This window comes from Butyrivibrio sp. MC2013 (assembly GCF_000424585.1).
Classification (GTDB): Bacteria; Bacillota; Clostridia; order Lachnospirales; family Lachnospiraceae; genus Butyrivibrio.
The window spans coordinates 25,268-40,613 of the sequence record NZ_AUKE01000004.1 but is presented as its reverse complement, the minus strand read 5'-3'; the positions used below and the strand labels follow the sequence as shown (position 1 = coordinate 40,613).

The window sequence follows — 15,346 nt, the reverse complement described above, 5'->3', positions numbered from 1 at the left end:
TAAAATAATCAAGATAACCCACCACCTTTAGGTGGTGGGAATATCTTGATTACGGGTGCGGGGTTATAAGCCCCGTACCCGTAGAACTGCGTCAGCAGTGATTTTATAACGAGCAAAAAGCGAAGCGTTTGCGAGTTTAACTTGTTTTAACAAATAGTAATAAAAAAGCTATTGTACCAGTCACTTTTTGGTACAATAGCTTTTTGAATCATCTGCTATTATTTTGATAATAGCGCCTGGTCGTTGTCGAACTCTTCGCCGGATACTTCCTCAAACTTGTGAAGAAGAGTCTCAACGGTCAGGTTCTTTTTTTCTTCGCCGCTGATATCCAGGATGATACGGCCTTCGCTCATCATGATGAGTCTGTTGCCATGAGCTATTGCATCGCGCATGTTGTGAGTGATCATCATGGTGGTGAGCCCTGCCTTTGATACGACCTTTTCGGTTGCATTTAATACCTTTTCGGCAGTCTTGGGATCAAGAGCTGCAGTATGCTCATCAAGGAGCAGTATCTTGGGAGTCTGGAGCGTGGCCATGAGAAGGGTCAGAGCCTGTCTCTGGCCACCGGAGAGGAGACCTACCTTGGCAGTAAGTCTGTCTTCCAGACCCAGGTCCAGGATAGAGAGTCTTTCTTTGTACATCTCTCGCTCAGCTTTGGAGATCTGTGTCTTGAAGGGAAGACGGGGCTTGCCTCTTCTGTAAGCAAGTGCGAGATTTTCCTCTATCTGCATGGTTGCAGCTGTTCCGGTCATAGGGTCCTGAAAGACTCTGCCTATAAGGCTGGCTCTCTTATAATCAGGAAGTCCTGTTACATCGACTCCTCCTATAGTGATTTTGCCCTCATCTATGGGCCATACACCGGCTACGGCATTGAGCATGGTTGATTTACCTGCACCGTTGCCTCCGATCACTGTCACGAAATCTCCGGCATTAAGAGTGAGGTTCAGGCCGTTTAAGGCTACCTTTTCATTGATGGTTCCGGGATTAAAAGTTTTGCATACATTCTGTAATTCAAGCATTTTCTCTGCCATTTCTCAGCCCTCCCTGACTTTCTGCGCGTTTTTGCCTGCTTTTTTGAAGGAAGCTCTGCGCTGGTTCTGTATATAGGGCACAGCAAGGAAGATAGCTACAATTACAGCTGTAAGGAGCTTGAGATAGTTAGTATCAAGCTTGAGCCACAATACCAGTTTAACAAGGATGTAATAGATAACGCCGCCGGATGCAATAAAGGTGAGTCTGAGTGCAAAGTTCATCTTTTTGCCAAATAAGGCATCACCAAGGACTTCACCGATGATAACAGCGGCCAGACCGATGACGATGGAGCCTCTGCCCATATTGATATCAGCGTAGCCCTGGAACTGAGCCATAAGGCTGCCGGAGAAGGCTACTATACCATTGGAAAGAGAAAGGCCCAGTACTGTCATTTTGTTAATGCTGATGCCATTGGCTTTGGCCATCTGGGCATTGCAGCCTGTAGCTCTGATAGCCGAACCCTGCTCAGTACCAAAGTAGAGATAGAGCAGTGCGATAAGTATCATAGTGATCACAAGGCCTGTTCCAAGTGCCAGATTGACATACCTGGAAGAGAGTATCAGCTGGAATCTGTCTACGCTGATAGCCTGATTTGCCTTCATGCCCATGATGGCCAGATTGATGGACCAGAGAGCATACTGGGTGAGGATTCCTGCAAGAATAGCGGGGATACCAAACATGGTATGCAAGAGACCTGTTACAAAGCCTGCCAGCATACCTGCAAGAGTTGCTGAAATACAAGCAACGAAAGGATTGAAGCCAGCCATGATCATCATGACAGCTATAGCGCCTCCTGTTGTAAAAGTACCGTCAACAGAAAGGTCTGCGATATTGAGGATCCTGAAGGTGATATAAACACCAAGAGCCATTATGCCCCAGATAAGACCCTGAGCGGCTCCGCTGGGGAAACAGTTAAGGAATCCTGATAAAGTCAATGATTCAAAGTAAGATATCAGTGCCATATAAAACCTCTAAACGATAGAATAAAAAACATATAGATGATCGAAAAAACTTCGATCATCTATAAAAGTCAAAAGATCAATTGCTAATGGATAAAGTTCAAATGACCCAATGATTTAATAATCCGGGGATCAATTGATCAGTCGTTGCTGATAGCTTCATAGCCTTCAGGAACTTTGATGCCCAGCTGAGAACAGATGTCTGCATTGTATTTCTTTACAGGATTTGTGTAATACTCAACAGGCATGTCGGAGATATTTGACTCTCCCTTCAGGATCTTAACAGCCATAGCTCCTGTAGTACGTCCCAGTTCGTAATAGTCGATGGACAGAGTAGCGATACCGCAGCCTTTGCACAGGCCTTCCTCGCCGCATACGATGGGCACGCCTGCAGGAAGTGCTACATTGTTGATGGCTTCAGTACATGAAGCAGCGGTGTTATCAGTAGGGATATAGAGAACATCATTCTCTGAGCATGCGCTCTCTGTAACGGAAGCTACGTCATTGGAATCAGAGAAGGTATATACAGTAACATTCAGGCCTTTAGCTTCAAGAGCGGACTGTACTGTATTGGACTGATATACAGAATTGGCCTCAGCTGAGCAGTAGAGTATGCCCACATTCTGTGCATCAGGGACAAGCTCAGTGATCATATCAGCCTGCTGATCAAGAGGAGCAAGGTCTGATGTACCGGAAATATTGCCGCCTACTGTGCCTGAGAAATCATCAATTGAAAGGGCAACGCCGTACTCTGTGATGGAAGTACCAAGTACAGGGATCTCAGAAGTGGAAGATGCAGCAGCCTGAAGAGCGGGTGTGGCATTGCCCAGGATCAGGTCTACGCCATTAGCTGCAAAGCCTGTGCAGATAGTAACGCACTGTGCGCTGTCGCCTGCTGCATTCTGTTCATCAAAGGATACATTCTCTCCGAATTCATCAAGGAGTACATCCTTAAAACCAGTGGTAGCAGCGTCCAGAGCCTCATGCTGAACCAGCTGGCAGATACCTACGGTATATTTCTTATCTGTAGAAGGCGTAGCAGCATCATCAGTAGCCTCGTTAGCAGTTTCATTGGAGCTCTGCTGCTGTGCAGCAGGAGTGGGGGTACATGCTGCAAGTGACGCAGCAAGGGCAGCTGACATGCTGACAGCAGCCAGCTTCTTCATAAGTGATATCTTTTTCATATTCTCCTCCTTAGTTGAAGATACAATATCATTTTTTGCACTTCAACGCTTTAACGCTTTTGGTTGTTAAAATCATTTTTTTATTTTATACTTCGAAGGATAAAAACGCAAGGTTTTAATGTGAAAAAAAGTCAAGAATGTCTTATATATACCCCATGCTCTTTATCACAAAGAGCCAGAAGGTAAGTGTGAATGAGCAGATCAGGGTGGTAAGTGCGCAGATAGCTGCGGTAAGGGAACCTTCATGACCTGTCTCCTTGGCCATGATATAAGCTGTGGGCGTAGTGATACTACCCAGCATGATAAGTACGGACAGGAGCTTTTCTTCTCTAAATCCCATAAGGATAGCCATGGGCATGCCCAGCATTGGCAGGAGCATGAGCTTTACAAAGGTGGCAGACAGAGCTGTCCTTAGGTTGCTGCCACGAAGCTGCAGATTAAGTCCTCCACCTATACATATAAGAGCAAGGGGTGTGGTGAGCTTGGCCACATAGGAAAGAGTGGATGCGAATACATCAGGCATGGACAGGCCTGACAGGTCCCATATACTACCAAGAAAGATGCCTATTATTATAGGATTCTTTGCTATATTAATAATAGTAGTTTTGATAGTATTCTTATAATCCATCTGGCCTGTACGAGCGGGAGATTCCAACATGAGTATGGTCACTGCAAAGATATTATAAATAGGCACTGCGCCTATGATCATAAGACCTGCTGCCGTAGCATGTCCGTAGATCAGTTCTATATATGCTGCGCCTAGGATTGCTGCAGATGACCTGTAGGAAGCCTGGACGAATTCTCCTACGAGAGTCTTGTCCTTAAGAAAGATCCTTGCAGATACCCAGAGAACTATTATACTGATCAGTGTGAAAATAGCGCAGAAGAGTATATATCTGCCATCGAAATTGGCTCTGATATTACAGGTGGACATGCTGTTAAAGAGTTGTACGGGGAGCGCTACTTTAAAGACCAGTTTATTGGCATCCTTTAAGAATGAATCAGAAATCTTGCCTTTGTGCTTGAGGTGATATCCAAGCATCATGAGAAAGAACATAGGGAGCGTGGTATTAAGTGCGAAGAGTAAATGTGAATTCATGGTCTGCTATCCTTTATTTGAGTAAGTATTTCATTCGCGAATATGATATCACTTTTTAAGACTTTAGTGTGATAAGATGTAGTATAGGTTTAAAATCAAAAAAACTGCAGATAGATAAATGGGAAGGAGTTTGCATGAAGATAAATAACAGGGAGATAGGCCCCGGAAACAGTGCTTATATCATAGCAGAGATGTCCGGCAATCATGCCGGCAGGCTTGATCTGGCTCTTAAGATAGTGGATGAAGCAGCACGTGCAGGAGCCGATTGTATCAAGATCCAGACATATACCCCCGATACGCTGACCATTGATTGTGATAATGATTATTTTTATATAAAAGGGAAGAGCTGGAACGGCGAGAATCTATATCATTTGTATGAAAAAGCTACTACCCCTTGGGAGTGGCACAAGGCTATAATGGACGAAGCTGCCAAAGTGGGAATAGATTTCTTTTCCACACCCTTTGATTTTAGCTCGGTAGACTTTTTGGAAGACCTGGGAGTGACCTTTTATAAGATAGCTTCCTTTGAACTGGTGGATATACCCCTCCTCAAGTATGTGGCCAGAACAGGTAAGCCCATGATCATGAGTACCGGCATGGCTACTATAGGCGAGATAGAGGAGGCAGTGAATGCTGTAAGGAGCCAGGGCAATGACAATATAGCCCTCCTTCGCTGTGCCAGCGCATATCCTGCTATTACCGACGAGATGAATCTCAGGACTATGGCCAATATGGCGGAAGTGTTCTCGGTGCCTGTGGGATTGTCCGATCATTCCATGGGTTCCATAGGACCTGTGACAGCTGTGGCATTGGGCGGCAGTATAATAGAGAAGCATTTCTGCCTGGGAAGGGAGATTGAGACTCCTGATAGTGCCTTTTCCATGAATCCTACAGAGTTTGCCCAGATGGTAAGTGATGTGCGACAGGCTGAGAAGGCACTGGGCAGAGTAAGCTATGGCCCAAGCAAGCAGGAAATGGAGAGCCTTGCCTTTAGAAGGTCCCTGTTTGCAGTAAAGGATATCAAGGCGGGCGAGACCCTGACCAGGGAAAATGTCAGGAGTATCCGTCCCGGTTATGGCCTGCCTCCAAAGTATTATGATATACTGCTTGGAAGTAAGGCTCTGGTGGATATCAAGAGGGGAACACCACTGGATTTTGGGATGTTCGCAAACAACTCATGAATTGTTTTTTTGTTTGAATGAAAGGACTAGGATGAAGAAGCGTTTTTTGTCACTTACATTGCTAGGATTGATGATTATTATAAATCTTGATGGATGTAAAAAAGTCACAGACCAATCTGACAAAGTTTTCGATGATAACGAAACAAAAGTCAATGATGTAGATGACAAATCATCATCAGAAGAGCTTTCGTCAAATGAAGACTCATCAGAAGAAGAGATGATAATAAATGAGTCTGAAAATGATGAAGCTGATGAAATAGCTCCTGTGTCCTTTGCGGATGCAGAGTCTGCTTATATGGCTTTCCTTGAAGGAAGGCTTGAAGCTGAGACCGGAGCTTTCTTTATTCCTGATGAGGACGGTTATGGGGGCTTTCCGGAGGGTATCTACAATCTTGACAGATTAAGAGCAGCAGCTGCTGAGTACAATATGACCGGCAGCACTGTAAAGTATTCTATAGAGGATTTTGACTCGGACGGGAATAGCACTCTGGTACTGCTATTTGAAAGCAATGATCCTTCATTTTTATCCAGCGTCTTTTTTATTAACTACGAGAATAAGAGCGGTGGTGCTCCGCTTAGTATTAATTACAGCTATGAATATGGCTACAGATCTGATGCTGCGCTTTACAAGGACGGCTCTATTGTTATAAGCGGCAGTAATGGCGCGGGAGCGCATGGCAGCAGTATATATCAGGTGCAGGCTGATGGAACTGTTGTGGAAACTGCTGATATGAATACCTTCTGGGGAAGCTTTGCAAACTCTATGCCTTATTATATTCCCGGGGCTGATACATCAGAAGTGGAGCATACTATCACTGACGATTCAGAGATCATGGTCAGCACGGTGACTATAAATGGTAAGACCAGCTTTTGCGCCGGTCAGAGGGCAGAAGATGGTGATGTGGCTGCCATGGAAGACGCCTTTATAAAGGAGATGCAGGGACGGGGAGCTGAGTATATCAGCGAGGAAGATTATGACCTTCTTACAGGAGGATTGTATCCTTCCGGTGACGTAGTGGAATTTACAGATGCCGGTTATTATGGCGGCTCCAATCTGTATCTTCATCCTTATCTGGAGGTCAAAGAGGACAGACTCTTTTCCAAAGATGAGGATTTTCTGGCCTATTATTCTTACCCCGTAGTAACATTATCTGACAAGGACTATGATTCATTTCCAAAGCTTAGCGAGGCTCTGGATGAGTATTTTAGGGATTATAGTGCCAGCCATGATTATCAGAAGGACAAATTTTTTAAGACAAAAGAGCGCGAGTATGAGGAGCTTGGCAACAAGGCTTACAAGCTTGCTGACAGGACTACTGAAGCTGTGGTGACAAGGGGAGATGAACTGGCCTTTTCTATCAAGATGATCCAAAAGTACAGCGAGTATTATGAGCTGACATCAATGATGGAATATGGCGTGACCTTTGATGCGGCAAGTGGGCAGCAACTGGCACTGACAGATATCATTGCTGATGAAGATGAGTTTATCAAAGCTGTAAAAAATAGCGTGGATACTCATTACGGATCGTCACCTTCAGCAAAGCAGATATCGTCTCTGATAGATACTTCGCTTACGGATCTCACAGGTATTCCCTGGTCACTGGATAATGGCGGTGTGACACTTTATCTAAGGGGAGTGCAGAATAGTTATCCTATAATGCTGTCATTTGATGAAGCAGGGTCTGCTATAAAGCCTCAGTACAGTAGAAGCGCGGCTGATTATATCAGCCCGATAGAAGCAGGGGAGGGTATACTGGCTGATCTTGACAACGACAGTGACTCAGAGCTCATATCCTTGTCTCTGGTCCAAAGAGAGGATGGCTGCTGCAGGGAAATCGCCGTTAATATAGATGGCCGCAGCAGAAAGATACAGACCTTTGAAGAAGGCAATGATTATTTCTTGAGACAGGCTTATCTTATAGCAGCTGACTCTTCCTATAAGCTATACCTATTTGGAAACTATGGCGCAGGAGAGGACAGACTTGCTATTTTTGACCTGACGGGAGCTGAGGTCAATGAGGTAGTGGCTTTTGGTGATTCTTATTCCAATGTCAGTGATATGGCTTTCTTCCCTTTTGAGGGTGAGAACAGCGGCAAGAACAGCCTCTTGTGTGATCCCTATTATATGATCCTTGGCAGCACTCCCTATTGCATTGATGCTGTCTATGCATACAGGACCTATAGTGCTTATTCGGCTTATGAACCTATAGCAGATACGCCCTATTACATCCCGACGGCGGTCAACAGACTGACATTAAAAAGGGATCTGGAAGCGGACCTTCTGGATGAAAACGGAGACTATTTTACCGGTAATACAAAGACGGCTGTGAAGGGGGATATCTGCTATGTATACAGGATAGTGCCTGATCTTGGAGCTTACCTGGATCTCTTATTTGATGACGGGGATATTGTGAGAGTCTACCCCGATTCCTATTCAGCTCCGGATAGCATAGGAGGCGTGCCTGCAGCAGATATTTTTGATGGTATCAGTGAATATGTATATTGAAATGAAATATCTGTTTATCCCAGCTTCACGTCTCCGTGTCTGACCATTTTCATGGTGATGTAAGCAGCAAACATAAAGATGGTGCAGTAGGGGAAGAGTGTGTTATAGCCCAGTCTATTCATGAGAAAGCCTGCGGCTATAGGAGTGGCTATCTGCGCGGCCATAGAGAAGGTGTAGTAGTAGCCTGTGAACTTACCGATATCCTGCTCGCTGCACATCTCTACCACCATGGGCAGAGAATTGACATTGATGGATGCCCATCCTACGCCTATGAGTACAAAGAGGGCAAAGAGGACGGGGCTAAAGCTGCCTACCAGATAGGTATATACAAAGCAAAAGAGAAAGCATCCCGTCATATCCAGTATTCCAAAATTAATAACGGCTTTTCTGCCGAATCTGGCTGCCAGATTGCCAATGGGAATGTAGGATACTATAGCTCCCGCAGTGGCTATGGTGAGGCAGAGATTTGCCTGGCCAAGGCTCATTTTCCACATATGATTGGCATAGGTGGTAAACCATGTCTCGATGCCGTTGTAGGAGATGAACCAAAGTGATACAGAGATCAATAAGAAAACAAGGGATTTTCTAACACTGTCGGAGTTGTCATTACCTGCGTTATCATCCGGAACAGCTGAGCCAGCCTTTGCTGTGTCAGAAGATGCAATGCTTCCGGATGAATTATCGCTGATAGCATTAGTATTTTCCGGATTTAACAGCTTCTCTTCAAATAATTGTTCTATCTCCTCTGCTTCCTTACTCAGCCTGATCTCATCTACAGTGAGCATGATGATAAGAAGTGATAGTACCATGATCACAGCCACTATCACAAATATCAGGCCGTAGTCTACATGGCTAAGGCCTTCTGTCCTTGATTTGGAATAGAGGACAGAAGAGATGATCAGATATATGATGCCGCCAATGGCGCCCATGAGATTGATCACTGCATTACCCTGACTCCTGAGACTCTTTGGGGTGCAATCAGGCATCAGAGCTACTGCGGGTGAACGATATACGCCCATGACCAAAAGCAGGACGCCCAGAAGGGCTATAAATGCGATCAGGGTACTCCTTGAGGGAGATGCGGCATAACGATCATCAAGTACAGGTATCAGGAGCATCAGTATCACCGCAGAGATGGTGCCAAACAGAATATAGGGTTTTCTGCGTCCGATGGCAGTCTTTGTCTTATCAGATAGTGAACCAAAGAAGGGGAGCAGAAAGATACCCAGGATATTATCCATGGCCATGATCACACCGCTGAAGGTCTCATTGATATGGAAAGTATTGGTCAGGATAAGTGGTATTACAGTATTGTACAATTGCCAGAAGGCGCATATAGATAAAAAGGCGAAGCCGATCCTGACAGTCTGACCGCTTCTGAATTTCAGTCTTTCATCAGTTCCCTGCATGATTTTCTCCCCCCCATAACAGTCATTGCCGGCTGGTTATCAAGTATTCATCAGGCGCAGCTGCAGTAGTTTATGCCTTTATCAGCTACAATATCATTAAGACGATAATCTATTAATATGATATTATGATGACGTAAGGGTCAAAAGTCATTTCGATTCGAGCTTGCTCGAAATCGAATATGAATTTATGACCCGCAAAACATGAGCAAAGTAGCACGTAGTGCGGATTTGCGAATGTTTTAGGATTGTGAGAGTTTCGAAGAAACGGAACAATCCGTTAGTCATAAGGTGTCAAAAGGAACTTTTGACATCTACCTCATTATGATATCATACTATCATACTTTCTTGATCATTAGTTATTGATAGCCTGTTAATAATGCTGTCACGGAGGTTGAGATGATATATATCAGAGCAGATGCCAATAAGACTCTCGGGAGTGGTCACATCATGAGATGTCTGTCCATTGCAGGAGCACTATCTGCAAAAGGAGAGAAAGTTAAGTTTGTCACTGCTGATCATGACAGCGAAAGGCTCGTAGCAGGCAAGTACGAAATGATCTGCCTTGATAGTAAATGGGATGATCTGAGCATAGAGGAAGATCGAATGAAGGAGCTGCTGGTAAAGGACTCGCCTGATATGCTGATACTGGACCATTATTATGCAGACAAAGAATATGTGAAGAAAATGGCTTCTATAGTCAGGCTCTGCGTAATGGAATACAACTATCCCTTCAGGGAAGCCTGTGACATGCTGGTGGATTATGCTGTTGGTGCTGAAAAGAAGGATGTGACTTTCCTCTTAAAGCCAAATGGCTCTGCCCTTCTGGGACCGACTTATGCCCCTCTTAGAAGTGAGTTTGCAGGGATGCCGCCAAAGGAGATAAGCTTTAGAGCGGGTAAAGTGCTGATATCTACAGGAGGCGGAGACCCTTTGGGAACTGCAGGTCTCCTGGTAAAGGCTATCAGTGAGAAAAAAGACTATATGCCGGGGACTAAGTTCATGATACTGGCAGGAGCTTATAATCCCGATCTGGAGCTATTGGAGGAATACAGCCGCAGCTGTGATAATATAGAGATCCTAACAGGGGTCAGTGATATGCCGTCTCTTATGAAAAAGGCAGATATAGCAGTATCTGCAGCAGGCAGCACCCTGTACGAACTCTGCAGCTGTGGTACTCCCACTATTACATATATCCTTGCTGACAATCAGAAGATCAATGCCATGGAGTTTCAAAAGAAGGATATCATGCTCTATGCAGGAGACTGCAGGAATGATCCGGGGGCTTTTGCCGAAGGTCTCCTCAAGATGATCCGGGGCCTGTCCGAGGATGTCTTACTTAGAAAAAAGCTGAGCATGAAAATGCAAAAGTATGTGGACGGCAAGGGTAGTGAGAGGATAGCAAGAGCGATATTATGATAAAGAATATTTATTTTGATCTTGATAATACACTATATGATTTTGATACTGCTTCTGACCTGGCGGTGAATACAGTAGCCGGATATGCTTCTGAGAAATATGGAGCATCAAAAGAGTACTGGGTAGATAAATATAATGAATACATGTACAGGCAGGAGAAGGAAGCTCCCTATCCCAATTCAGGCATGCATTCCAGGACTATCAGGTATAAGCTGATATTAGAAGAGCTGGGGCAGAAGGTGATACCCGGAGCGGGGGAACTGGGCCATCTTTACTGGAAGACACTGATAGACAGCATAAGTCCAGGCCATGGTATAGATACCCTTCTAAAATCTCTTCATGAAAATGGCTACCATATAGGCCTTGCCACCAATATGACCTCTTATGTGCAGTTTGAGAAGATAAGGGTCCTGGGACTTTCAGACTATTTTGATTCTCTGGTCACCAGTGAAGAGGCGGTATTTGAGAAGCCTCAGAGGCAGTTCTTTGAGTACATCCTGGGCTTTGATGCTGCAGATGCATCAACTAGTCTTATGATCGGCGATAATCTGCGTCTTGACGTTCTTGCTTCCATGGAATGCGGTATGAGAGCCCTGTTCTATACAGGTAACCTGTCTTCTGATAAATTAAATGCAGCAGCGAAACTGGCAGAAAATAAAGGATATCGTTTAACTGAGTTTAGAGGAAGCATGTTTGATCTTGACCAAATAACAGGATGGAATCCTGATCCTGGTGAGAAATCAGCTGATTCAGTGAAGGAGATTCCATATATACAGGATTTTGATCAAATAAGCATTTGATGACGTAGGATTGTGAGAGTTTCGAAGAAACGGAACAATCCGTTAGTCATAAGGTGTCAAAAGGAACTTTTGACACCTACCTCATTTGATGGCTTCTGCATATATCCCTACCTAAAAAAACAGCCATGTTGGCTGTTTTTTTAGGTAAACTCGCAAACGCTTCGCTTTTTGCTCGTTATAAAATCACTGCTGACGCAGTTCTACGGGTACGGGGATTATAACCCCGCACCCGTAATCAAGATACTCCCACCACCTAAAGGTGGTGGGTTATCTTGATTATTTTATATATTTACACTTGACTGAAAAGATTTGCTGTGATAGATTCTTTTAATGTGAGTTAGGTATAACTAATGTAGAATAGATATTAACAACTAACGTTCACATTAATTAATTATTTGCTTTTATTTGGTGGAGGATCATAATGAGAAGATTTACAAACAAGACTTTATCCCTGGCGGTGATAACAACTATCCTGGCTGCGGCCCTGACTGCGTGTTCTTCAGCAGCTGAGCCGGCAGAAGATATGGAATCATCTTCAGCTGTAATAGAAGAAAGAACATCTGATAGCGTAGAAGAGCTTGCAAGTGATGATGGTGAGACTGGTTCAGAAGAAACTGCAGCAGGGGATGATAGTGCTGATGAGCAGGGAACGTTTCCTATAACTGTGTCTCATGCCCTTGGCGAGACAGTAATAGAAGAGGAGCCTCGTAAGGTAGTGACCATTGGTTGGGGCAATCTTGATGTGCCTCTTGCTCTTGGAGTTGCACCTGTGGGTGTGTCCAAGGCTACTTACGGTCTTACTGAAGATAATGGACTCTTTAGCTGGACCAACAATGCTTTTGCAGAGCTTGGCGTTACAGAAGCTAATGTAATGGATGATACAGACGGTCTTGATCTGGAAGCTATCAACAATGCAGAGCCTGATCTGATCCTTGCAGTATACTCAGGTATCAGCCAGGAGGATTATGAGGCATTGTCAGAGATAGCTCCAACAGTTCCTTACAGCAAGGAGGCATGGGCTACAAGCTGGCAGGATATGACCAGAGAGGGCGGCAGAGCCCTTGGCCTGGAAGCAGAAGCTGATAAGCTGGTAGAAGATCTTGAAGCTATGATCGACAGCAAGAAAGCTGCTTATCCTGACATAGAGGGCAAGACCGGAGCATATTGCTATTTTGACACCAGTAACCTTGGTTCGTTCTATGTATATATGCCCAAGGATCCCAGAGCTGCTTATCTTGAGGATTTGGGGCTTGAGCTCCCTGATAATATCAGAGATCTGGATGATGGCTCCTTCTTCTTTATGACTGTAAGTGCTGAGAATATTGACGTATTGGATGATCTGGACGTACTGGTTGCGTGGGGCGAAGAGGATACACTTGATGTGCTCAGGGCAGACCCACTTATGAGCAGGATCCCTGCTGTTGAGAGAGGCTCAGTAGTATTCCTCTCCAATAATTCAGAGCTTATCGCAGCTTCCTGCACACCTACACCTCTTTCCATTCCTGCTACTATTGACGAGTATCTGGAGAAGATAAACACAGCTGTAGCTGCAGCTGAATAATATGCTTTTGGTTCAAAAGTTGTCTTGATCAGGATGATTAATAGCTGTATGCGATAATATCTGGTATTTGTCATAACTTTGAGGATAAAGAACGTAAGTGAAGTCTAAAAAAAGAAATATAGAAACACCATTAATAACAGCCCTCGGGGCTGTTATTCTGGTCATAGCGCTAATTTTCTCTATTATGGTAGGCTCCAGATATATACCCCTTCGGGATCTCATAACGGTGATATCCGGAGGAGATGCAGATCCCTTATATATGCCTATCCTTCAAAAGAGGTTATTAAGGACAGTGATAGGCCTCCTCTCAGGAGCTGCGCTTGGAATCTCAGGCAGTCTTATGCAGTCTGTGACACGTAATCCCATAGCAGACCCTTCCATACTGGGAGTAAATACCGGAGCTTCCCTTGCTGTGGTATCTGCCATTGCCTTTCTTGGTATATCAAGGCCCGGTCAATATATCTTTTTTGCCCTGCTGGGTGCCATGATAGCTGCATTTATAGTATTTGGCATAACTGAGATAGCATCTGCAGGGGTGTCGTCTTCATCTGATCCTATACGGCTTGCTCTTGCGGGAGCATGTGTGAGCATAGCCTGCTCCAGTCTGATCAGTACTGTGATGCTGCCCAGGACCAATGTTATGCAGGTATTCAGATTCTGGCAGACAGGCAGTATAGGCGGCGGGTCCTGGCAGAGTGTGGGGCTTGTGGCTCCTTTGCTTTTTATAGGACTATGCATGGCTCTGCTGCTCATACCATCTTTAAATGTACTTGCTCTTGGAGATGAACTGGCAACAGGACTTGGGGTAAATGTCAAAAGGACCAGGATCCTTGCCTCCCTCTGCGCAGTCTTATTATGCGGAGCTGTCACATCAGTGACAGGGCCTATTGGATTTGTGGGTCTCATGGTACCTCATATGGTCAGGATTTTTTGCGGAAGTGATATGAAAAAGCTGATCCCGCTGTCTGCTGTATATGGCGCCTGCCTGCTGCTCATTGCAGATATTGTAGGACGAGTGATAGCAAGGCCCTCCGAGATGGAGGTGGGCATTGTAACAGCCTTTATAGGAGCACCTGTATTCATCATGATCATAAGGCACAGCAGAATGAGCAATTGATCATCATATTTTGGTAACAAAGATGCATAGAGTTAGAGAAAAAACAACGGATACAGGCGGTTATGCATATAGATGCCGCTGCAAAAATAAACAAAAAGAATATCTGGTCATAGCTATACTCGCTATCCTGGTAATGCTATTATGGGCACTTCTTCTTATGATAGGAGACAGGAACTATTCGCCGTTTACAGTAATCAAGGTGCTCTCAGGGGATAAAGTCAAAGGTGCCAGCTATGCTATCAGGACATTGCGCCTTCCCAGGCTGATCACAGGCAGCCTTGCAGGTCTGGCTTTTGGAGTGGCCGGCAATACCTTCCAGAAGATAATGCGTAATCCCCTTGCCAGTCCTGATGTAATGGGGATCAGTTCAGGAGCAGGAGCCGGTGCGGTATTCTCTATCATGATGCTGGGCCTTGACGGGCCATTGGTATCAGTTATAGCAATGGCAGGTGCAGTGTTCACAGCCCTTGGGATCATATTTATATCCGGCAGGGGAAGAGCGGCAGTTAAGAGGATGATCCTTACAGGAATAGGCGCTCAGGCTATGCTCCAGGCCATGATCAATTATATTATATTAAAGTCCTCGGATTATGACGTTGCTGAAGCTCTCAGGTGGCTGTCCGGAAGCCTTAATGGCAGCAAGATGAAGGACGCAGCAGTCCTGGCAGCCCTGGTCTTCTTCTTCATGATTGTCATATTGTGCATGTCCAGAAGGCTGCAGATACTGGAGCTGGGAGAGGAGCTTCCTGTTACCCTGGGAGCTGATCCGGGCATATCCAGGTTCCTCCTTATCATGTCTGCTGTAATGCTCTGCGCAGCTGCTACTGCGGTGACAGGCCCCCTGTCCTTTGTTGCATTTATGGCAGGTCCTATCAGCAGCAGGCTGTTAAAGACAGGAGGCGTTGGCATCATCCCGTCAGGTCTTGTGGGTGTAGTACTGGTACTGGTCAGCGACCTGATAGGTCAGTTTGCCTTTGAGACCAGGTATCCTGCGGGGGTGATCACAGGCATCATAGGAGCGCCTTATCTCATATATCTTCTGGTGAAGATGAGCAAAGGACGCTGATCAAATGATATGTATT

General features: G+C 45.1%; 12 protein-coding genes. 7 read left to right on the top strand and 5 right to left on the bottom strand.

All coding sequences use genetic code 11. The features are described 5' to 3' along the window. Positions 1–218: 218 nt before the first annotated feature. The 4 genes from G636_RS0101720 to G636_RS0101705 form a co-directional block, all read right to left on the bottom strand. Positions 219–1,019 carry an ABC transporter ATP-binding protein gene (locus G636_RS0101720; protein WP_026506616.1) on the bottom strand — a complete coding sequence of 267 codons (801 nt, stop codon included), beginning with the start codon at positions 1,017–1,019 and terminating at the stop codon, positions 219–221. Positions 1,020–1,034: 15 nt separating this feature from the next. Next, positions 1,035–1,994 (bottom strand): ABC transporter permease, encoded by a 960-nt coding sequence (locus G636_RS0101715; protein ID WP_155832288.1) that lies wholly within the window; start codon positions 1,992–1,994, stop codon positions 1,035–1,037. Positions 1,995–2,131: 137 nt separating this feature from the next. Further along, a complete protein-coding gene (locus G636_RS0101710; RefSeq protein ID WP_026506614.1) occupies positions 2,132–3,175 on the bottom strand; it encodes an ABC transporter substrate-binding protein in 1,044 nt (347 codons plus the stop codon). A 142-nt stretch (positions 3,176–3,317) separates the two neighbouring features. After that, positions 3,318–4,274, bottom strand: a complete 957-nt coding sequence (locus G636_RS0101705; protein ID WP_026506613.1) for an AEC family transporter — start codon at positions 4,272–4,274, stop codon at positions 3,318–3,320. Between the two features lie 134 nt (positions 4,275–4,408). On the opposite strand from G636_RS0101705, the gene pseI reads away from it, so the two are divergent. Both pseI and G636_RS0101695 read left to right on the top strand, forming a co-directional pair. Further along, complete coding sequence (gene pseI, locus G636_RS0101700) at positions 4,409–5,455, top strand: pseudaminic acid synthase (protein WP_026506612.1); 1,047 nt, start codon at positions 4,409–4,411, stop codon at positions 5,453–5,455. 70 nt (positions 5,456–5,525) lie between these two features. Beyond that, entirely contained in the window at positions 5,526–7,961 is a 2,436-nt protein-coding gene (locus G636_RS0101695) for a hypothetical protein (RefSeq protein ID WP_196803005.1), read from the top strand. A 14-nt stretch (positions 7,962–7,975) separates the two neighbouring features. Here the strand turns inward: G636_RS0101695 and G636_RS16845 are convergent, their stop codons facing one another. Then, a complete protein-coding gene (locus G636_RS16845) occupies positions 7,976–9,370 on the bottom strand; it encodes an MFS transporter (protein WP_081668220.1) in 1,395 nt (464 codons plus the stop codon). Between the two features lie 396 nt (positions 9,371–9,766). Between G636_RS16845 and pseG the strand changes: the two genes are divergently transcribed. From pseG to G636_RS16840, 5 genes are all read left to right on the top strand, one after another. Further along, positions 9,767–10,786: a UDP-2,4-diacetamido-2,4,6-trideoxy-beta-L-altropyranose hydrolase gene (gene pseG, locus G636_RS0101685; protein ID WP_026506610.1), complete on the top strand. Its 1,020-nt coding sequence runs from the start codon at positions 9,767–9,769 to the stop codon at positions 10,784–10,786. Further along, complete coding sequence (locus G636_RS0101680; protein ID WP_026506609.1) at positions 10,783–11,586, top strand: HAD family hydrolase; 804 nt, start codon at positions 10,783–10,785, stop codon at positions 11,584–11,586. Before pseG ends, G636_RS0101680 begins: the two co-directional genes overlap by 4 nt. A gap of 421 nt (positions 11,587–12,007) precedes the next feature. Beyond that, positions 12,008–13,147: an iron-siderophore ABC transporter substrate-binding protein gene (locus G636_RS0101675; RefSeq protein WP_081668219.1), complete on the top strand. Its 1,140-nt coding sequence runs from the start codon at positions 12,008–12,010 to the stop codon at positions 13,145–13,147. 97 nt (positions 13,148–13,244) lie between these two features. Next, the gene (locus G636_RS0101670) at positions 13,245–14,264 is read left to right on the top strand and encodes a FecCD family ABC transporter permease (RefSeq protein WP_026506607.1); all 1,020 of its coding nucleotides are present in this window, start codon (positions 13,245–13,247) and stop codon (positions 14,262–14,264) included. Between the two features lie 22 nt (positions 14,265–14,286). Next, positions 14,287–15,330, top strand: a complete 1,044-nt coding sequence (locus G636_RS16840) for a FecCD family ABC transporter permease (RefSeq protein ID WP_035778509.1) — start codon at positions 14,287–14,289, stop codon at positions 15,328–15,330. The last annotated feature ends 16 nt before the right edge of the window (positions 15,331–15,346 follow it).